At 45.0% G+C, this 22,749-nt stretch carries 8 protein-coding genes; 4 read left to right on the top strand and 4 right to left on the bottom strand.

Going from position 1 to position 22,749, the window contains the following annotated elements; translation table 11 throughout:
- Positions 1-6: 6 nt before the first annotated feature.
- From D2U88_RS05040 to D2U88_RS05030, 3 genes are read right to left on the bottom strand one after another with little or no spacing between them, the layout of a single operon-like run.
- The gene (locus D2U88_RS05040) at positions 7-14,217 is read right to left on the bottom strand and encodes a T9SS type B sorting domain-containing protein (protein ID WP_182859104.1); all 14,211 of its coding nucleotides are present in this window, start codon (positions 14,215-14,217) and stop codon (positions 7-9) included.
- A 10-nt stretch (positions 14,218-14,227) separates the two neighbouring features.
- Positions 14,228-16,303: a PorP/SprF family type IX secretion system membrane protein gene (locus D2U88_RS05035; RefSeq protein WP_119639222.1), complete on the bottom strand. Its 2,076-nt coding sequence runs from the start codon at positions 16,301-16,303 to the stop codon at positions 14,228-14,230.
- 6 nt (positions 16,304-16,309) lie between these two features.
- Complete coding sequence (locus D2U88_RS05030; RefSeq protein ID WP_119639221.1) at positions 16,310-18,571, bottom strand: T9SS type B sorting domain-containing protein; 2,262 nt, start codon at positions 18,569-18,571, stop codon at positions 16,310-16,312.
- 265 nt (positions 18,572-18,836) lie between these two features.
- On the opposite strand from D2U88_RS05030, the gene D2U88_RS05025 reads away from it, so the two are divergent.
- From D2U88_RS05025 to D2U88_RS05005, 4 genes are all read left to right on the top strand, one after another.
- On the top strand, positions 18,837-20,522 hold the full coding sequence (locus D2U88_RS05025; protein ID WP_119639264.1) for a glutamine--tRNA ligase/YqeY domain fusion protein: 1,686 nt from the start codon (positions 18,837-18,839) through the stop codon (positions 20,520-20,522).
- 307 nt (positions 20,523-20,829) lie between these two features.
- Positions 20,830-21,159 carry a YtxH domain-containing protein gene (locus D2U88_RS05015; protein WP_119639219.1) on the top strand — a complete coding sequence of 110 codons (330 nt, stop codon included), beginning with the start codon at positions 20,830-20,832 and terminating at the stop codon, positions 21,157-21,159.
- Positions 21,160-21,162: 3 nt separating this feature from the next.
- Entirely contained in the window at positions 21,163-21,513 is a 351-nt protein-coding gene (locus tag D2U88_RS05010) for a DUF5656 family protein (RefSeq protein ID WP_119639218.1), read from the top strand.
- A complete protein-coding gene (locus tag D2U88_RS05005) occupies positions 21,510-21,725 on the top strand; it encodes a DUF6327 family protein (RefSeq protein WP_119639217.1) in 216 nt (71 codons plus the stop codon). Before D2U88_RS05010 ends, D2U88_RS05005 begins: the two co-directional genes overlap by 4 nt.
- Before the next feature lie 64 nt (positions 21,726-21,789).
- Here the strand turns inward: D2U88_RS05005 and D2U88_RS05000 are convergent, their stop codons facing one another.
- Positions 21,790-22,719 carry an SPFH domain-containing protein gene (locus D2U88_RS05000; RefSeq protein ID WP_119639216.1) on the bottom strand — a complete coding sequence of 310 codons (930 nt, stop codon included), beginning with the start codon at positions 22,717-22,719 and terminating at the stop codon, positions 21,790-21,792.
- Between the last annotated feature and the right edge of the window lie 30 nt (positions 22,720-22,749).

Raw genomic sequence — 22,749 nt, 5'->3', positions numbered from 1 at the left:
TAAGCGTTATTGTCGATATAGGGTGAAGTGGCCCACGAACTCACGATCGTCAAGATCACCTTTCAATTTAACTACATACCAGTAGTCACCCGTTGGCAATGGTTTTCCGTCATAATCACCATCCCAACCTTGGGTATCGCGGGTCATCTCTTCCACTACTCTACCATAACGATCGTAAATCTTAATTAGTGCATTGGGGAAGCCTTCTAAATGATCTGGAATCCAGGTATCGTTCAATCCATCACCATCTGGTGTAAAGAAACTAGGGAATTCCACATCTATAAATTCCATAAATATCTGTGCCTGCACCTCACAACCGTTCTGATCAATCACGGTAACCGTGTATGTGTCAGTTCGGTTAATGTAGAAGATGTTATCACTACCATTGTTGTGATCGTTGAAATAGAAGGTATATTCTTCCACACCACCGTTTGCAACGGCAGAAATCTGGTTGATGATATTGTTCTCCAATACCAAGGTAAGCGGCTCGTAGCCTTCAATGGTAAAGTCATAGGTTACCATACATCCATTAGCATGTGCAATGGTGATATAATGGTCACCAGGTGCCATGTTTCTATAATCTGCGGTCAATTGCATATCAGCGGGATCGGTGGAATCCAAAGCATACAATACGTCTGCCGAAACCGAAGGATCTTCGAACACAATATCCAGATAGTTATCAGGAATATTACCAGTACACTCGTACATTGGGGTAACGGTAGCAGCAAGGTTCACTCCGGGTTCAATTTCTACAAACACATTGGTATCACAACCTTGGGCATCCCTAATAAAGACCACATGGGTACCTGCAGAAAGGTTTTGGAACAAGAACTGGTCTTGTACAAAATCTGCATCTGCATTGGAGTCCAGACTGGTTTCATAAGGTGCAGTTCCTCCAGTGATCTGCAATTCAAACGAACCATCGGCACTGTTGTAGCATACTTCGTGCATAATGTTCACTGCTTCGGCCTGAATAGGTTCTGGTTGAGTGATTTCGAATTGGAAGGTGATGAAACATCCGTTCACATCCTGTGCAATCACATCATAGATACCAGGAGCCAAATCGGTAAAGGTATTTTCAGTATCGAATTGATCCAAGTTTGGAGAAATGGCATAAAGAATCTGTCCAGTACCTCCGGAAACTTCCACAGTAATGGTACCATCGTCCATTCCGGAACAGGTAACATTGGAGAAATCTTGATTATCAACCTGTAATGGAGCTGGGTCCACGATTACAATTTCTGGAGAAACCTCCACACAGTCCTCACTGGTTACTCGAACATAATAGCTGCCAGCCGATAACATGTTGAAGGTGCCACTGGTTTGTGGTCCGGCCAACAAGTTTGTCAATGCAGCATCGGAGAACAGTTCATAGTTGTAGTTACCCAGACCACCAGTTGCCGATGCAATGATGGTTGCCGATGCTTCACCCATACAATTGATTATGGCTGCAGATTCGTCAATATTCAAAGTCAATGGTGGAATAGGATCTATACTCACCTGATTGGAAATTTCAGCCTCACAACCGTTGGTGTCACGTACATAGAATTGGTATACACCAGCTCCAACGGTAAGGGTAACGGAATTACCACCCATCGGTGTAAAGTTGATGTTGTCGCTACTGTATTCGTAGGAACCATTTCCTCCTCCGGCGGTCAATCGAATTTCGGCATCATTAAGACAAGTCATTTCAGTAACCTGTACCAAAGAAGCCATAACTTCAGTTGGCTCATTGATGGTGACCTGTGGGGTTTCCACACCGCAGTTCCATCCATCGGATACGGTGATGCTGTAAATACCAGCACCCAACCCAGTAAAGGTATTGTTGCCTTGCTCTCCTGTTGTGAAGACAATGTTGGTTCCTGTTGCATCATAGATGTTCAACTGATATACATAAGAACCTTCACCTCCCGCAACATTGTAGGCCCATACAGAGGCACTTTCGTCTCCGTAACAGGTCAAGTCAATCGGAGCGGCATCAATATCGGCAGTTATGGGTGTTGGCAAGAACAATGTAAGTGAGTTGTCAACTACTTCACAACCACCATTATCGGTAACCCTAACTTCATATGCGCCGGCAGCAAGCCCTGTAAAAACATAGCTGCTCACATTGTTCGCCGTGTATACTTGGGTTGTTGAGGTATTGGTCAATATGATGTCATAAGGGGCATATCCACCTGTTGGGGCCACCAATATCTCACCTTGGTCATTGGTACAGGTTACACTGGCCACTTGTTGTGGAACAAATGCCAATGGGCTGCTCGGTGACACAATGGTAATAGTATTGGAATCCTCGGCACAGAATGGATAACCGGTTTCGGTTACACGTACAAAGTAGTTTCCACCTACCAACGCAGGGTCTGTGATGCTCAATGGGTTGGTAGAGGTATTTCCACTTCCAACAATACCTGTTGTGGTTCCATTGGCCATGAACACTTCATAGTCATAAGCACCTGTATAACCGGTAATATTGATTTCCAAAGTACCCGCATCTCCAAAACACATGGCAGGAGAAGTAGCCGTTGCTGTAACGTCTATGGTATCGTAAGGTGGAATGGTATAGGCAACTGTTGTTACGTAACAACCCGTAGTATTATCCGTAACCCTGAACGTATAGGTTCCAGGCGCATTCAACTCGAAGGTGGCCGTAGTACTCGTAGGAGTTCCGGTCAATGTTCCATAGGTATTACCAACAGGCAACAACTCAAAGGTGTAGGTATTGGTCACATCACCATTATCCGTAACAGTTAACAACACTTCTTCAAAATTGGCACAACTGATCGCTGTAGTCTGGGTTACCGCAACACTAAATTTGTTGATGGTCGGTATCATCACAGAGGTTGTGGTAGTACAACCATTGCTATCCCTCACATATAGGGTAATGTTTTGATCAACGCCCGTATCCACTACAGGAATCGAGTTTGAGGATTGGAAATTCACATTATCCCTACTGTAGAAATAAGGTCCTGTTCCACCAACCGGGCTAATGGTAATGGTTGAAGTGTTTACTGCATTGTTTGGATTACAAACAAAGTCCGTGGCCACCGCAGAAGCTGTCAATGGGGCGGGTTGTCCCACAGTAACATCGAAGGTATCCTCACAGGCCCTGGATGAAATCACCCTTACGCGGTAGCTGTCCGCAGGAAGATTATCGAACACTGGGCTGGACTGTGCAAATCGGTATGGTGTTCCTAGATTTGACATTCTGTAAAGCTCATAGGTGTATACGGGATCTACTATGGTGGCAGGATCCAATACTACGGTCAAACTTCCGTCAGAACCGCCATTACAGTTTACATCATCAATTAGTACGTCATCGATTATAGGATCAACCTTGTCATCCAATTCTTGGGTAACCACAAAGGTACAAGGCGTAGCCGTATCATTGTCCGTAATGGTGAAGGTATAAACACCTGGCTGGATAAGTCCGGTGAACACTCCAGTAGCATTGCTAGCGGTAGTGACCCCATCGGGGTAAACCACATCAAAGGTCAAGTTTGAAGAACCTCCACTGACATTGATGGTAATCTGTCCACCTGGGTTTACGGTACAATCAATAGGTTTGACCACGGTGGCATTGGCCGTCATGGCGTTCGTCAGCACTACAGGTCCAATGGTGGTGGTACAAGTCCACTGATCGGCAATCAATACTTCATAAGATCCAGCACCCAAACCTGAGAATGTGGGGCTAGTCTGTGGGGATCCCACATTGGAACCATTTCGGATCAACTGATAGGTATAGTTACTACCTTGACCACCTGCGGTTCCTACCACTTCGATTTCACCTTGAAGATTGGTACAATTTTCTTGGTTGATCTGTAATGTAGCGGTAATCGGGGTTGGATTGGCCAAGGAAACAGTGTCTATCAACTGCTCACATCCACTTGAATCAATAACCCATATCTCATAAGTTCCCGCTGCCAATCCTGTAAAGCTAGGGCTGGCCACATAGTCGCCAGGACCTGTTGGACTGCTGGTACCGACATAGTAGGAATATCCACCCCATCCTCCAGTTACATTGGTCACCTGGATAGCCCCATCGTTACCCACACAGGTAATATCGGTTACTACCCTTGCACCGGCAATGGCCGCAGCAGGACCGGCAATGTTGAACGATTCGCTGTACACACAAGCAGAACCCGGAGGGTTGGTATCGGTTACTTCTATATAATACGTACCTGCCGCAAGACCGGTGATGGTAAAGCTTCCATCGGCATCAGATCCAGTGGTCACTACGTCATCGGCCAAGTTGGTCGGCGTATGGTTAATGTCGTAATACAAGGTATAGCTGGTTGCGCTTGGGTAGGTCACATTGGATGCATCCACCAAGTTCAATTCCACGGTGCCATCCGTATCACCATAACAAGTGATGTTGGTGGTACCCACAACGAGTAGATCCAGTATTTCTGGGTCGGCCACTTCGTGGGAAACGGTAAGGATACATCCTGTAACCGTGTTTCTCACCTCAAAGGTATGAACACCAACAGATAGACCCGTAAAGCTTCCAGATGCCTGGAAAGTGCCAGAAGGCAACTCCCTGAACTCATAATTTGCAGGGTCCGTAGTTGAGTTGGTGATGGAACCGATGGCCGTAATGGTAATATCTTCACCCGTTACACAAGTAGCAACGGCATCCACAACAATATTGGCAGAATCCAAACTATCAAACGGAGCAATTACCGCTGTAGTTGTGCCCAAACAGCCATTTTCATCATATACATTGATGGTATAGCTGCCACCATTGATGTTGGTTTCCGTATAAACAGGGTTGCTTCCTGACTGCACTACCACAGAACCGGCATCGTTGATAAACTCATAGATGACATAAGTTCCACTACCTCCAGTGATGGAAGCAGTATCCACAGTAATCGTGGCGTTGTTGGTATTGTTCCCGGCAGTACATCCGAATTCAACAACCGTTGGAGCAGGAACCACAATAGTTGCAGGCTCGCCAATGATGATATTGAAAATATCATCAAAACAGCTATTGGTGCCCACACCGCGAACACTATAAGTGCCCGCAGGAAGGTTTTCAAAAGTGGTACCGTTCAATACAGCCCCCGCTGGCATTGGACTTAAGGTAAATGTCAGTGGACCTACACCATTATCCACTTCGTGCAGGGTGATACTACCATCGCTTCCTCCATTACAGGTAACGTCCATATGGGTTTCCGTAAAGGAAGGTAGGGGTGCATCGGGTACGTCAATGGTAATGGTCTTGGAACAGTTTGGTGGAGCGGTTCCCATATCAAATACGATAACGCTATAGCTACCGGCGGCGGCGGCATTCGTCCACGTAAATGGATTGGATGGAAGCACAGTCCTAGCCTGATCGTTCGTTCCCGGACCATCAATCATGTACTCGTAATTTCCTGATCCGGCAATTACGGTTATTTCAATTTCAGCATTGGCAGCGGAGCCTGGCTCACAATCCAATGCAACGGTTTGGATCGCAGTGAACTCCAATGGAGCATGTACTACAATGGTATCCGTATCCATACATCCGTTGCTGTCGATGATAGCAACATTGTAGGAGCCTGGGGCCACATTATTGAATACCCCGCCATTGTCCACATAAGTAGCCCCACCATCCAAAGAATAGAAGATTTGGGCAGCGGCGCTGGTGGCATTGATGGTCACCGTGATCGGAGTGGCACAATTGTCAATTACAACGCTGTCAATAGTTGGATTTGGGGTCAAGGTCAATGGAACCGTGCCCAAATTCACCCCACAACCAAATTGGTCTTGCATGGTCACATCATAGTTTCCGGCAGGTGAATTGGCAGGTATCTCAATAGGGTTGTCGGTAGTTGCGGTTATGGTAGTAAATCCGGCAGGCCCAGTTACGGTGTAGGTATAAATGCCTCCACCGCCAAGTGGGTTTTGGATTTGAATCAGACCAGGGGCATTACAACTAATATTCTGTAGGACCATAGGTGTTCCAGATAATGGGTCCAATTCCTCCAATAGTTCATTTTCAGTGGCTCCCACACAACTGTCAACATTGCTTCCATCAACCTCAATTACTTCAATATAGTAGTTTCCTGCAGGTAGTCCTGTTAGGGTAATATCTTGTGGGGAAGCATAGGGAACAATGCCACTACTGCTTACCAAAACAGGGGAACCAGAACTCATATCGTAGAAGTTCCATCTGAATTGTGTTTCAAATGGAGCTTGGTTATCGGTTACGGTATAGGTAATGCTTCCGTTGCTCAAACCAAAACAACTTGGAGTGATGGTCGAGGTGATTTCCAAAGGAACGGTAATCAAATCATTGACATTCACATTACTTTGTCTAACACAACCGCCACTATCCCTTACGTAGAAAACATATGTTCTCCCGGGAACCAAGCCTGTCCATTGATACATACCATATCCTGCGGTAACTGGGTTGCCCAAATTGTCAACACTTCCACCGGCAAACCAGGTTGCGGTTGCAGGGTTAAAGTTTGCCGGATCATCCGAGTAGGCATAATCATATCCGGGAGAACCTTCAGAACCTTGTACGGTTACCTGTAGTTCATTACAATTTACCACCAAAGCAGAAATGGTAATGTCCAGATCATCCAATGGATATGGAATGATGAATGGAGGCAAATCCGTTTGACAGAGCGTGTTACCCAATCCGTCCACGGTTCTCATGGAAGGATATACGGTATCACCTGAATTATAACCTGTGAATTGATCGGATACACCAGGATTGGAATTATCCCCGATCCAAGTGGTACCACCATCAGCACTAAACTCAATGGTGCCTAAAGTTGTAGGGTATCCGGAGAAGCCAAAACCAAAATCACTTGCTAAGCCAGTACAGGTTGGGGGTGTAATTCCAGAAACCACACCTGTAAGTTCATCGGGATTATTGATGGTTTGTGTATCGGTCACGGTACAACCAGCAGCATCGGTAACATTAATGGTATAGTTGCCCGGCATTAGGTTGTAATACGTTCTGGTTGAAGCCAGTACATTGGTATTGGTTTGGTTGGACGCACCACCATTGTCCAAATCGATAATCTGGATAGTGTATGGAGCCAAACCTGATGTGATGTCCACAAAAATAGAGCCTGTACCGTCATGACACTGCGGATCTGTTGGTGTGGCCGTCATGGTCAATGGCACTCCAGGATTAACGGTCACCGTTTCCATATATTCACAATAGGGACTAGTGGCCGAATTATCCCTTACGTACACATCATAGGTACCATCATTACCAGTAGTTACGGCATATACGTTGGATGCGGCAAACAAACCGGTCGGGTCACCTCCCGTCAATACAAATGCGTATTGCAAAGTGGGCGATCCACCTGAAGCAGTTACAGTGATGCTTCCATCCGCACAAGAGGAAACGTCCACTACTTGCACTTGGGCAACCAACGCATCCACGATGGTCACGTTCTGTTGTACACCAAGACATCCGTATTGATCACGAACATCTATGGTGTAAGTGCCAGCAGTCAGATTTCCGAAAGTATAAGTGGTTCCGGTTGCAGGCGTTGGGGTCATCCAAGGGCCTCCGTTCAAGCTAAATTGATAGTTTCCGTTTCCACTGGTCACATCCACTTGAATGCTTCCGTCATTATTCCCGCTATAACATGCTGTTGGGGTCGATGTGAACACGATGGGTGTCGGGGCCACTACGGTCATCACAGTCATAACATCCTCGCACAGATTGGTATCCCTTGCCCTTACCACATAATCACCTGCAGTAAGGCCGTTGAAAACGGTTGATGATTGGAAGGCCACCAAAATACCGCCAACACCATCTTCCAATTGGTATTGATAGGTTGGCGTACCCCCTGTGGCAGCAGCCGTAATGACAGCTCCTCCGTTGGTACAGGTCAGTTGGGTAGTAATGGAGGCCGTAACATCCAATACCGCAGGTTCGGTCAACGTTTGGTTGAGCACCACGGAACACGCAGGATCTCTAAGATCTACAATGGTGATGGTATGGTTGCCGGCGGCAAGACCATTTACCGTAATAGGGCTGGCAAATTGAGCCGTAGAAACAGCACCTCCATCCACTTGATAGGTAAATCCGGTGGCCGGATCAAAGTTTTCAGCTTCAAAAGTGATTGAACCATCAGCCGCACCGTTACAAGTAAGATTGGTGAAGTTGGTAATGGCAGCATCAAAAGCATGACCATCTTCCACGGTTACGTTCAGAGTCAAAGAATCTGTACAAACTTCTGGGGTTTGGAAAGCTTCAATATCATCTATGGCGATATCGTTTCCACCCGTTACGGCAGAATTGGTTCTTATTACGATGTCAAGATTGTTATTGGCTCCCGGGTTAAGGGTCACTGTGTAGTTTTGCCAATCGTTGGCATCGTTGTTTTTGGGAACATTTCCTGTGGTAGTGCTCGCAATAACGGTTCCGCCACCATCTACCAATTGAATGTCGATATCAGGATCGGCACCACTGGTTCCCGTTCTTAGTAAGTTGAATGCCCAAAGGGAAATAGTAATGTCCCTGTTGGGAACCACTTCAATATTTCTTTTGGCGTAAATGATTCCATTGGGGCCCACAGCACCGCCCACGTTCATAGCCAAGAATCGACCGTTGGCCAAGCCAGAGTGATCATTTGGATTCCTCCAGGTACCATAAGGATTTACAATGGTCTGGGTCACGGAATATTCGCCATCCTGAATGTGGGTGTCAATACCCCAACCACATGAGTTCACGGCACCATTTTGAGGTTCGTAGCAATAGGCGGGATCTACCTCTGGGATACTGGTATTTGGACCGGTTCCAAAGGTTTCCAATAACAACACACTGGGTGATGGTGCTATATTGCTGGTATAGTTTACTGTAATGGTATGGCTGCCAACAGCCACATCAGAAAAAATATTGGATGTGTCGGGCGTGTTGGGGTTGCCATCTATTTCGTATGTGTAATCGAAATCGGTGCTGCTTGGAGTCACCGTAATGGTTCCTTCGCCATCACACTCATAGTCAATAGAAGTAGTAGCAGTTGGAGGGGTTGGTTCCGGGTCAATGGTTACCGTCATAGGATAACTACACAGATTGGCATCCCTAATGTAAAGGGTGTGTGTACCAGGAAGCAGGTACCCAATGGAACTAGCACCATAGGTGGAACCACCATCAAAACTGTATTCGTAAGGAGCGGTACCCCCAATAGCATTGGTAATCCTCACCTCGGCGCCCATACCAGGGTAACATTCCGCAAGAGCGGTCACTGCGGCGGAAGCCGATAGCGTCAAAGGTTCTGTAATGGTATAGATTTGGGTTACCTCACAGTTGTTGGCATCCCTGACCCTGATATTGTAGCTGCCAGCAGGCTGGTTCACAAACGTATTGGAAGGTTGATAGGTAGCACCATTGTTGATGCTGTACATATATGGGGCCTCTCCGCCAGATGCCGTAATGGTAATCTGTGCTTGGGATTCACCACTACAAAGAATACCCGTATCGGTAACGGAAATCACCAGAGGAGGATCTTGCGTAATGGTGATATCATAGGAGGCTTCGCAATACCCTGAAGCACCGCCATTATCCCTAACATATACATCATAATCACCTGCACCAGTAACTGATATTGGGTTGGTGGTTGAAAAGTCACCTGCAACAGGCGTAACCCCATTGGCCACTACAGCGTATACATAGTTTCCATCGCCACCAGCGGCGGTAATGGTCACATCGGTATCGGTGGTGCAAGCGGTAATATTTGGAGCAGACGCTACCACACTTAACTCGGGATCAATGGTAATGGTTTCGGTATCGGTACAGTCATTGCCATCCCTAACGGCGATGGTGTAGGTGCCAGGTCCTAGTCCTGTGAACACATTACTGCTTCCATACGGACCACCATTCAAGCTGTATTCATAATTGCCATCACCTCCTGAAGTTACATTGGCAGTAAGGGTCAATCCAACAGCATCATCATAACAAATATCATTGGGAACAATGGCCAACACAGGAGCCACGGCCGGAACAATATCAAAGGTATCCGTGAGCACACATCCATTGGCATCGGTAACGGTGAAGGTATAGGTTCCTCCAATATTCAAATTAGCAAACAATCCATTGGATTGCGGTCCTGTAAGCACGTAACCGGCTGGAGCCGATGTGATTTCATAGGTGTAACTTCCCCATCCTCCCGAGGCCACAATAGTGGCATCGCCATTGGCCAAACACGTTGGCTGGTTCACGGTTACAGGAGCCGTAATAGCCGCTGGTGGAGCCGCAATGGTTACATTGGTTGTGTCGGTACAGTTGGTAAAGTTATCGGTAACGCTAATGGTATAGGTCCCTTCGGCCAAACCGGTCAAAGAAATGGTTCCATTGGTCTGTGCACTTCCTGAGAAGTTGGCCGGACCGGTTACCGTGTAGTCATAATCAGTATTAAAGCTGGCTACGGTGTATAGGATTTCCCCATCACTTGCCCCAAAGCAGGTAATATTGCTCACCAATTGGCCCACCACCGAGATTTCGGTAACTGGGTCTATGGTGAATGATTCGTCATAAACACAACCGTTTGCATCGGTAACCCTGAACAGATACGTTCCTGGGGACAAACCGGCAAAGGTTGCATTGTTTCCATTGTTCACTGCGCTTCCGGCAGGAGAAATGATCTCGTAAACCAAGCCAGGGGTACCACCAGTAGGTGTTACCGTTACATCCGAAACGAAAGTAGGACAAAGTGGATTGGTGGCAGAAAAGCTCAAATCGGTTGGCGGATCCAAAGGATCGATAGTGATGGAGTTGGTAACAAAGGTACATCCATTATCATCCCTAACGGTGATGGAATACGTTCCATCGGTCAAGTTAGGGAACGTTGGGGAGGCACCAAAGGTGACACCATCAATACTATATTGGTAAGGGGAGGTTCCTCCTGTCACATTCTGGGCTTCAATAATGCCATCTTGCAAACAGGTATACCCCTGAATCAAAACAGCATCCGCGTCCAAAGCAAAAGAAGGGGCAGATATGGTATGATATTCAAAATAATCACAGGAAGCACTTCCTTTTCTTTGGTTGATCACCACCACGTAGTCACCACTGGTCAATCCAGGGAAGTTTCCAGAGGCATTGGTTGCCAAAGCATTGGCATAGTTATAATTGTTCTCATCGAAACCTGTGGCATCAAATAAATAATAGGTAAGTTGGTATCCATTGCTGTTTACCAAATTGAAATTTATAGTTCCGGTTGCTTCACCATAACACAACACATCTGTTGTTGAGGTTGCATTAAAGTCGGCAGCGGGTCTAAACTCAATCGTAACAGTATTGGAAATGTCATAACAGTTGTTCCTGTCCACCACAATAAAGGTGTATTGTCCCGGATCGTAGATGTCAAAAATTTGGCTGGTCTGGAATGCAGAAGCGGGTACGTCCGTAACCGAAGGATAGGAAATAACCGTGTTTCCACCTTCATCCACATAAGACCAAATAGCATAGGTGTGAGGTGTTTTACCCCCTGTGGATTCCATGAGAATATTACCTTCTTTACAGGTAATGTGTTGTGATACCCTTGCCGTTAGCTCCAGATCGGTAAAATCGTTGATGGTTACCTGTTGGGTGTAGGTACAACCATCATCAGTGGATACGGAAATGTCATATACCCCATCGTTCAAGTTTTCAAACGTATAATTGTTGTCTGTTGAAGGACCATAGGTATCGACTACCGTTCCGCCCAAAGAAACCTCATAATAATATTGGGGCTCAACATTGAGAATGGAAATTGAAATTTCACCCAAACCGTTACAATCGGTGTCCTTTGTGGTTACATCCACTTGAAAATCCCTATCCAAGATTCCGATGTTGTCCAAAACAAACACACAACCGTCGGTTACGCCCTGTTGTCTCATTTCCACCATGTAAGCACCATTGGTAGCGATATCAAAACTTGGGTTGGATTGGTAAGGAACCAAAACAGTACCTGTAGTTTGGTTCACCAATTGGAACTCATAGGTCAACGGCATGTTGGTCACCGTAATGTTACCGGGAGTGTTACAAATGATGTCACTAGAGGTATATTGGGGATCTAGCGGGTTTTTATAAATGTTGAAGTAAAACCTGCTAAAACATCCGTTTTGGTAGTTGATCACCAATCGATATTGACCTGAATTGGAGGCCAAAAAGTCATTGCCAGTATCAACGGTGTTCCATGTACAACCTGCATTGGTGTTGGCACAACCATCGGTTACCGCTGGGCAGCTGGCTTCGTCCAATTGTTCCCACACAATACTGGTGGCATCAGGAATGTTGATTTGGATCAATTCGGTGTCGTTCAAACCACACAGGAAAATTTCCGGAGTTTCACTACCGTCATTAGGACAAACGATCACATCACCATCAATGGTGTTGGAAGTATCATTGATCAAAGCAGTTATGGGATTGGATTGCACCGAACCGAACAATTCCACTACAATGATTTCCATAAAATCCTTACAAGGGTCGGCCACTTGTTTGTCCACCAAATAAGTTCCTACCTCAGAAACCAACATGGTACTTGGATCACCATCGGAGTTGGCATCGGTAATCACAGTGTCCGTGCCAATGTCGATTTGGTTGTTGCCGTTCTCGTCACGGTACCAGATGTAATTGTCAAAATTATCCCCGGCATCCAACAAAACATCATCACCACAGAGCTGCACAGTTCTACTGAAGTTACAGGCACTTAGGTCGTCCAACAAAAAGTTGGTGGCACCTGGGGTACCAAATCCACAGCCGTCAAAATCGGAGACACTGGGGTCGTCCGTAATTTGTGCCGTGTTGATGGCCCCTCGATAGGTGGAATAGGCCAAGTTTTGTATGATATCCGTACAGGCATCGATGAAGTCGAAACAGTTTTCTGCCACTTGTACCCGCATACGAATAGTTGCGGCGGGATCACCTTCTTCAACAATACTGTCGGGTATGGTGAATTCAATGGTCCGGGTTAAGGGATCATAAGTGTAGGTAACCCCTGCAGGCATGGTTATACTGGCCTCGTCTAGAGTCACATTTATGGGAAGTACGTCCTTGATGGTGTAGTTCACGGCATCATCGTTCCCCACATTTTGGAACCTCAGTACATAGTCTAGGTATTGACCTAGATGTACTCCTTGTCCCGTAATGTCATTACCCCCAATGTCCTCGACGGTTTTGGCCAAGTTCATCAAAGGCTCAATGATCTCCACATCCAAAGAGGTGAAGAAAATATCATATTTATCCTGTGTAGAGGACGCCCGAAGGGTCGCCCCGGTCTCGTCATTGGGAATAACCGTCTGGTTGGGGTTGGGTATCGTAAATAGATCCACATCCCAGCCCAATGTATTGGTACTGTTAGGGTTTCTTGTGGTTACAATGGAACCTTCAATGGTGATATTACTGTTGAAAAAGTTGTTGGATGGATTAACCGTGTTGGACAATGTGGTAAAAGACCCATTGCTGTCGGCCTTGATGGCCAACTGGTCTCCTGAGATTTTGTTGTCCCCTTCCAAAGCTGCAACACCTAATTTTGCATTTACAGGGAAAGGAGAGGGCAAGGTTGTGAAACCGCTAAAGGGAATATCCACGGTCTGACCGGACTTAATACCTGCATATCCATCAAAAGTGGTGATGTATTTGCCGGGTAACGTAGGGTTTTCGTATACCACAATAAGTGTCCAACCACCGGATATACCCCCGGTAATACTACTACCGGAACTGGCACGAACATTGGCTACAAAATACTCCCCATCAGGATTGGGGAGCGCCGTCAATAAGGAAGTTACGTCTTTATAACAGGCATAAGGGCTATAGTTTCCAAAGTCGGAATCATTGTATCCATCAAAAAGGATTTCATCAGCAGTCAAATCCACATAGGAGCCTCCGGGCACTTGGAATTTTACCTGATTGAAATCACTTCGATTACTTCCTTTATAAACAGCGGACCAATAAAGTCCCGCATACCGGATAAGTGAACAGTCCGGGTCTGGTACGGATAAGGTGGCGCTACTGGAGCTAAAGGTATTCGAATCCCCATCAATATCAATATATTGCATATTGAGGTCATCATTGTAGGACGATGAGCTTCCCGTGGAATTATAGGGATCTTCTGGGTCTGTTGTACTGCCATCCCTGTTGACGATATTGTTGGCAATAAAAGTAAGATCGCCCTTGAGTTTGTTTTCATAACGAACCTCAAAGTTGTTCTTAACCTGAGCCTCACCTGTAAAGTAAAACAAGAGAATACAGGCGGCAATGCCCCATCTGAGTAGAGATTGTTTCATAGGTTTGGTTCTATGCGGTTGTGTTTGGTTTTACTCGCATGATCCACATGTCGTCTTCATACGAGGCGTTTAGTTTGGAGTAGTATGAGGTTAGGGCGTTGCCCCAAGTTTCATGTTTTTTGAGGTATACATAGCGTAGACCATCATTAGGATTAACAAAATAGCTTGCGTTCAATCCTCTGGCATTCAGTTCTTTTACAAAATATCTAGCATTGGAGGAGCTTTCAAATACACTGGCTATGATGTAAAAGCCGGAAGGAAGCCCATCTATGGAAGCAGTCTTTACGGCCATATTCATTTTTCCATGGCCCAATACGGTATTCGCCACATTTTTGGACAGTACCGAATTATCATATTTGGAACCGGAATTGCTGGCCAATGTATTGCCCAACCCACCAATTTTGTCATGACTGCCGTTCACATTCATGATCCAGGCATCCCCTTGGTATTTGCCATCCATTTTGGAGTGATAGGCATTTAAGGCTTCTTTTTTGTTTTCGAAATCGCCTAGGTAAACATAGTTGAGACCGTTCTTTGGATTTTCAAAATAGTCGGCATCAATACCTTGTGCCCTAAGTTTTTCAACAAACTGATCTACGTTGTGTGGATCCTTGAACACATTGGCAATCAAGTAATGTCCACTTTCCACATTGGGAACGCTATGCGATTTGAAGTAGGCCCTATTGCTTTTGGTTGCGGTAGTCCTATACGTATTGTCTTTATTGACAGGTGTTTGTGCCAATCGACCGTTGTTCTTGTTTTCGTTTATTTTGATGACTTTTTTGGTGGAGGTGTTATTGGTCAACCCATGGTTGGACAAAGGCTGTGTTTTTCTGGTCACAATATCGGTGCTGTCCATATTGGCGAAATAGACCTCTTTGGCTTTTTCTTCCAAAGCTGGGTTCTGTCCCCTGGTCTCGCGTTGCACCATTTTCATAACGGTTTCAAAACGCTTTTCCAAGTCTTGCCTTCTGTTGGTCTCCAAGGAATCCTGACGCATCAGAAGTTCATCCAAAATGGCATCGTTTTCGGCCAATTTGTCCTTCAGTTGGGCAATTTCCAGATCTTTGTCGGTAATGTTAAGGCTGTCTTGGGGAACCTCCTCTTCATTGGAAACCAAGTCCTCATTGTCTTTTTCAAGCATTACGCGGTCCTCTGTAAGGTTCGGGGTGAAGGAATAGGCCAGTGAAATCTCATGGGTGACCCCAAAGTTTTCAAAATCGTTGGATAACCCTTTTTCTAAGGTGTAACCCAAGGAGATGTTCTTGGTCAGGTTGAAACCAAGTCCTGCTGAAGCACCGTAATAATCATCATAACCTGCTTGTACCCAACCCAATTTGGGAAGGTCAAGGATAAGGTTTCCTCCGAGCACCAAGTTCTGGTCGCCCACTTTTCTCACCCTGGCCAAAGGCATTAAACGGGCTTTTTCCATAATGCCCGCGCCATTTTTAAACTGATGGGTATATTGTAGGTGCCCAGAATAAGTTTTTTCTGTAAAATCGGTAACCGATTCGCTGGTTTTTAGATTGTAATCAAACAGGTTTTCGGCAAATCCACCGATATCAAAATTCCCAAAGGAGAAATTAAAACCAGGTTGAAAACTAACCAAAGAACTGCTTTCCAGCGTACTCAAGTAGGGATCCACATCAACAGAGTTGATACGGTCCTGGTTAAGGGCACTTTGGTAATAACTTACATTGGCACCAAAGGTGAAAGTGCTCTTAGGGCTTAAACGTACCCCGTAGGCATAGTTGGCATGGACACCAAAGTTGTTGAAAACCCCTTCCCTGTTGGTAAAAAGGCTTACCCCTACACCACTCCTATCACTTACCCTACCACTATAGCTCAAGAAGTAGACTTGATTGTTGTCATCAAAAGATACCGATTGGTTCCTGTGGAACAAATTGATATAGGATTTGTCCTCACGAACCGTGGAAAACGTCGGGTTGATCAAGAACCTGTTGAATTTCAACAAGTTTTGGGAAGGGACGTTATAGGGTACATAAGGATCCTCTTCCTGTCCGCGCATTCCGGAGAAGACAAGTAGCAAGATGAATGTAAGTAGTAGAGGTTTTTTGGTTTGCATTGCTGTTTATTTGATAACAGTGATGGTTCCTTGTTTCAGGCTTTTTCCACCCCTTGTGATCTTGTAGTAGAAGATCATGCTCTGTTTATTGAAACTTGTGGTGGATTGTGGCCAGTTGTTCTCATAGCCTGCTTGGCTAAATACCTGTTCTCCCCTTTCGTTGAAAATGGTAACGAGAACGTTAGGGTCTCTTGAATAGGTATTGGGCAATACCCATAGATCATTGATACCGTCACCGTTGGCCGTGATTACGTTGGGTATGGCGAACATATCCCTAAAGGTTACGGTGATGACTTTGCTTACGGTACAAGTACCAAAGCTGGCCACCAAAAGGTATTCGCCTTCTTCTTGGAAGCCATAGGAGTTTTGTGTTGATATCAGATTGTTTCCAGCATCGTACCATTCATAGGAATCCGCACCACTTGCCGTAATGGTCCCGGTCTCCCCTTCTATGATGATGAGGTCGCTTGGTTTGTCCAGAACAAGCAAGGAAGCATCAAACGGATTGATGGTCACTTGGTTGGAAACAATTGGGCAATCGTTCGTGGTAATAACCAATTGATATACACCAGGTTGACCTACGGTCAGGCTGGCTGATGAACTATTTACTAAGGCACCGTCTTTTTTCCATTCAAAGGTTTCGTTACTAAGGTCCATGGAGCTTTCCAGTACGATTGTATCCCCACCTTCACAATACACCGTCCCATTAGCGGTAATCTGTAAAGTTTGATTGGAAGCCAGTTTAACTTCAAGGTTGTTGGAACCGGCATTGAAAGCATCAATGGTTCCGGTCAATGTGTATGTTCCATTTTTGGCTTGGTCAGTAACCGTAATGGTTTTTGCCGTTTCACCAGTAATATTGGCACCGTTCAATTTCCATTGATAAGCAAAGGATGATTGTAGATCAGAGGTTACATCGGTCTTTGCTCCGTTATCGCTTACCGCATTGATGGTGGTAAGGCTTAATGTGGCATCGGTGTTTTCACATGAGGAATACGTACCGACAAAGTCAACAACGAACTCAAAAGAATCTGGGGCAACCACAGTGGTAACGGCCGAGTTTTTTGGAGCCGAGGTGCAGGGACCTCCGTTTTCGGTCACTTCTACATAGTACTCTCCTATTCCATTGATAACCAAAGAACTATTTGTTGCGTTGGTTATGGCAACACCATCTTTAAACCATTGATAGGTTGGTGAGGAAGCAGTAGTGGTAACGGACAAGGTTTTGGATTGCGAAGGCAACAAAACAATATTTTCTGCACTTTGAAGAGCCACCTCAAAATCACCTGCGCTGGTAATGGTTACAGGAGCAGATTGTTCCACACAGACACCGCTTCCGCTGATTTCTACTGTATAGGAACCTTCAAAACCAGCAGTAGTGGCGTTTACGGTATATGTGCTTCCCTCAACTGTGGGGCCGCTAATTTTTGAACCGTCTTTATACCAAGTATACAAATAGCCCATTCCAGTGATGTTGGCCTCCAGTATTTGGGAGGAGCCTGGACAAACCGCTATAGCGCTATCACCTGTAATGGCAATACCCGCGCTGGTTCCTGTACTTATCTCAATAGTATTGGACAATGTGTTGGCGGAACCCGAACACACGGATCCATAATCCAGTTCCACGTAGTACATTCCCGGCTCGGATACGGTGATGCTTTCCGATTTTTCTGCCAAGAGCGTTCCACTGCGGTACCAGTTGTACAGATAGGTGCTTGCATTGGGTATGTTATGGGGTTTTAGGGTTACGGAACCTCCTCCGCATATTTGGATGATTCCACCCGAAGGAATGGTACCGCTACCATTTTGACTTATCAGCAAGGGTGAGTTGTAATCGATATAATACATCGAAAAGGCATCCGATGCAGGACTTGTCTTGGCAGGATTGGTACTCCTGACCCTGAACTTATAGTTTTCGCCACGAGTGTCCGTGGGCAATGCGAACTGAAATTCGAAATCAAAAACCGTGTTCTTATCGCTTACCCGATCAAGCTCCACAGGATTGCTAAAGTAGCCATTGGCATCTGATAGCTCTAGGATGAACTCGTTGTTTGAGGCCACTAAAGGAAGATTCCAGGTAAAGTTGACAAAGTATTCGTTAAAACTAGCTGAGGCACACGCTGCTGTCCAAGCCGAATTTCCCGCAAGGTTGGGGTTATCCGCCGGAGTAGGTTTGTACAATACCTGGGCATTGGCTCCAGAGGCAAAAAGGAGCATAAGGGCCAAGGCCAAGAACGGAATACCATAGGTTGAACTTCTTTTCTTCATCACCGTTAGTTTTTAAGAGGTTATGGGCAATAATGCCCTGTTAGTTTGTGCCCCTTAAATGTGTTTGTTCTTCGTGGCGGTTCTCAGGCGCCTCGATTTCATATAGTATTCCAATAACAAATATGTTGTTAATTTCGTCGAACGGAAAGATATTGTTGTAGGGGACAGAAAAAGTGTTGTGAAATCGCGTACTTTGTATACACTAAAGTGCAAATAATAGCTAGGAATGGTTGATTTTGCTACATTTGCGCTTCAAATTTTGGGTATGGCGGAAGAAGTTAAATCGCTGAATTTTATAGAGCACATCATTGAGGAAGACCTGAAAACAGGGTATGGATCGGATCAGTTGAGGTTCCGTTTCCCCCCCGAACCAAATGGGTATCTTCACATTGGTCATGCAAGTTCCATTTGCCTCAACTTTGGGTTGGGATTAAAGTACAATGCCCCTGTCAATCTTCGCTTTGACGACACGAATCCCGCAAAGGAGGAAAAGGAGTATGTGGAGGCCATCAAAAAAGATGTCGCTTGGCTGGGTTATGAATGGGATACGGAATGCTATGCATCTGACTATTTTCAACAATTGTACAATTGGGCCGTTGAGTTGATAAAGCAGGGCAAAGCCTATGTTGACAGTCAGACTTCGGAGCAGATTGCCAGCCAGAAAGGGACACCAACGGAGCCTGGAAAGCCTAGCCCTTATCGAGATCGTTCCGCGGAGGAAAACCTGAAGCTGTTTGAAGGAATGAAAAATGGGGAATTCAAGGAAGGTGAGCACGTGCTTCGAGCCAAGATTAATATGGCCTCTTCCAATATGTTGATGCGCGACCCCGTCATGTACCGCATATTGCACAAAGCCCACCACAGAACAAATACCGATTGGTGTATTTATCCTATGTACGATTGGACACACGGTGAGAGCGATTATATCGAACAAGTGTCGCATTCCCTTTGTACACTTGAGTTTTTACCACATAGGGAACTATACGATTGGTTTTTGGACCAATTGGTATCTACTGATAAACTACGCCCAAAACAACGTGAATTTGCCCGTAGGAATTTAAGCCATACGGTGGTGAGCAAACGGAAGTTACTGCAATTGGTGACCAGTGGAGTGGTGGCTGGTTGGGACGATCCTAGGATGCCCACCATTTCAGGTTTGAGAAGAAGGGGCTATACCCCGGAATCCATCAAGAATTTTGCGGACACCATCGGAATTGCCAAACGCGAGAACGTGGTGGATGTTTCCTTGTTGGAATTCCATGTCAGGGAACATTTGAACAAAATCGCGCCACGGGTCATGGCCGTACTCAATCCTTTAAAGTTGGTCATCACCAATTATGAGGAAGGGAAAGAAGAGTGGCTCGATGCTGAAAATAATCCAGAGGATGAATCGGCCGGCTTTAGAAAAGTTCCTTTTTCTAGAGAGTTATATATTGAACAAGAGGATTTTAGGGAAGATGCCAACAGAAAGTTCTTTAGGTTAAAACTCGGTGGAGAAGTTCGTTTGAAGAACGGTTACATCATCCAGGCCAATAGCTGCACCAAGGACAGTGAAGGCAATGTGATAGAAGTACAATGCACTTATGACCCCAAAAGTAAGAGCGGTTCAGGTACAGAAGAAAGCCTTCGAAAAGTAAAGGGTACCCTGCATTGGGTTTCCATACCACATGCGATGACCGCAGAAGTAAGACTTTATGATCGACTGTTTACGGATCCCACACCAGATGGACACAAGGACAAAGATTTCATGGATTTTGTGAATCCTGATTCTTTGGAAAAAATTACCGGCTATTTGGAACCTAGTTTAAAGGAAGCTCAAGTAGGAGATCAATTCCAGTTTCAACGCATGGGATATTTTAATGTGGACAAGGACTCGACCAAGGAGAAAATGGTTTTTAACCGAACGGTTACTTTAAGGGATACTTGGGCAAAATTAGAACAAAAAGACTAGTATAGCTATCTCTTATTGAATAAAAAATAACAATCAGTTTATTTTATAGAAAACGAATCCATTGGGCGCTTTTTGGCGCCCTTTTTTATTTGGGGAACCCAATTGACCGACCAAAGGGATAAAGCCCTATAAAACCCTCTTATTTTCCTTTTTTCATCGTAAGAGTCAATCTTTATATGGATTGCATCAAGCTTCCCCTTTATACTAGGGTATCTTAGCATTGTATCGATGGGACGGTATGATTTTGAAAGATGATATGACGTTCGATGGATACTTCACTAAAGTTTAATCTTAAAACCTAGAAATTATGTCTAATGATACAGGAAACATTTTAACAGCATTATTGACCGGTGCCATTGTGGGAGCCGGAGTCGGAATTCTTTATGCTCCCGACAAGGGAACCAAGACCAGGAAGAAAATTAAAAAAAGTGCCGTAAAGGCAAAAAATGATTTGGCCGATACCATATCCAATGCCAAGAACGAATTCCATAAAACGGCTGAAGCCAAAAAAATGGAGTTCGAGGAAAAATTGGAGGACACGCTTTCCAACATGAGTTATAAGGCCGATGATATTATCGTGGCCTTGGAAAGAAAGTTGGAAGACTTGAGAGAGAAGAACGCAGAACTTCAAAAATAGTACATGGCTTTCGAAGACATCAAAGAGCAGTTTTCCGAGGCGGAACATAGTGCCAAGTCCTATGTAAACAACAGCATCGACTTTTATAGGTTGAAAAGCTTTAAGTCCATGATGCAGGGTATTACCATGGGCGCTAAGGTCATCCTGATTGGATCAATGGTGGCCATGGCCCTTTTGTTCCTTTCGATAAGCGCTGCTTTTTGGATCGGAAGCTCACTGGATAGTAACGCCTTGGGGTTTTTGTTGGTCGGAGGATTTTATGTACTGATAGGTATAATCATATTCGTCTTCAGGCAAAGATTGGAAAGACCGCTACTGGAGAAGTTTTCTAAATTTTATTTTGATGAACTATGATACAAAAGCAATATACATCCTTTGAGGCCATAGATCAAGATCTTAAAATCTTGAAGTTGGAAAGACAGATAGACGAGGAACAATTGAAATTGGCACTTCAAAACACCAAGAAGGAGCTTTATCCCGTGAATATTTTGGGAGGGCTTACACCCATTATCCAAAAGGTGGCCATTTCAATAGTTGCCAAGAAAATTTTGAAAAAGATTGGTTAGACCAATATCTTAAAAACAGAAAAGGCTCCACATGGGAGCCTTTTTTTATGGGTATTAATGGTTTTTAGTCACCATTTTTCTTGTTGTTCTGTTTCTTCATGGCCTCCCCAATTTGGTTGCTCGCCGTGAAGGAAGCTACCATATTGTTCAGCATGTCGCTACCGGCCTGTGGGGAGTTGGGCAACAAAATCAAGTTGGTATTGGTCTCTTCGCCAATGGCCTGTAGGGTGTCATAATGTTGGGTCACCACGATCAAAGCGGAAGCCTCTTGTGAGTTGATGCCCACCTTGTTCAATACTTCCACGGATTCTTCCAATCCTCTTGCAATTTCCCTACGCTGATCGGCTATACCTTGACCTTGCAATCTTTTGCTTTCGGCTTCAGCCTTCGCTTTTTCCACAATCAAGATCCGTTGGGCATCTCCTTCAAACTGGGCGGCGATTTTTTCACGTTCCGCAGCATTGATACGGTTCATGGCCGCTTTTACCTGGGCATCAGGATCGATATCGGTCACCAATGTTTTGATGATATCATATCCGTATTCCAACATAGCATCTTGCAATTCGGCCTTTACGGCGATGGCGATGTCATCTTTTTTCACAAAAACATCATCCAATTTCATTTTGGGCACTTCCGCACGGACCACATCGAATACGTAGGAAGTGATTTGATCATGGGGATATTCAAGTTTGTAGAACGCCTCATATACTTTATCCTTGATGACCACATATTGAACAGAAACTTTCAATTTCACGAATACATCGTCAAGCGTTTTGGTTTCCACAATAACATCCAGCTGTTGAATTTTCAAACCTACTCGGGTGACTATTCGGTCCACCAACGGAATTTTCATCTGTAGTCCCGATTGGCGAATGCTATGGAACTTACCAAACCGTTCTATGATGACGGCGGTTTGTTGCTTTACGATAAAGAAGAACTTGAAAAAAATGACAAGCGCAAAAAATATGATAGGTATTATGAAATAATTGCCCATAGTGTTTAGATTTTTATGTTAGAAATGGAA

This window comes from Flagellimonas aequoris (genome assembly GCF_003584165.1).
In the GTDB taxonomy this organism is placed as follows: Bacteria; Bacteroidota; Bacteroidia; order Flavobacteriales; family Flavobacteriaceae; genus Flagellimonas; species Flagellimonas aequoris.
The sequence above is the reverse complement of the archived record's forward strand: the minus strand, read 5'-3'. Positions and strand labels throughout refer to the sequence as shown.

Coding starts and splice junctions, on each gene's coding strand:
- D2U88_RS05035 (WP_119639222.1), bottom strand. CDS start 16,303: ATGCAAACCAAAAAACCTCTACTACTTACATTCATCTTGCTACTTGTC.
- D2U88_RS05010 (WP_119639218.1), top strand. CDS start 21,163: ATGGCTTTCGAAGACATCAAAGAGCAGTTTTCCGAGGCGGAACATAGT.
- D2U88_RS05015 (WP_119639219.1), top strand. CDS start 20,830: ATGTCTAATGATACAGGAAACATTTTAACAGCATTATTGACCGGTGCC.
- D2U88_RS05025 (WP_119639264.1), top strand. CDS start 18,837: ATGGCGGAAGAAGTTAAATCGCTGAATTTTATAGAGCACATCATTGAG.
- D2U88_RS05030 (WP_119639221.1), bottom strand. CDS start 18,571: ATGAAGAAAAGAAGTTCAACCTATGGTATTCCGTTCTTGGCCTTGGCC.
- D2U88_RS05040 (WP_182859104.1), bottom strand. CDS start 14,217: ATGAAACAATCTCTACTCAGATGGGGCATTGCCGCCTGTATTCTCTTG.
- D2U88_RS05005 (WP_119639217.1), top strand. CDS start 21,510: ATGATACAAAAGCAATATACATCCTTTGAGGCCATAGATCAAGATCTT.
- D2U88_RS05000 (WP_119639216.1), bottom strand. CDS start 22,719: ATGGGCAATTATTTCATAATACCTATCATATTTTTTGCGCTTGTCATT.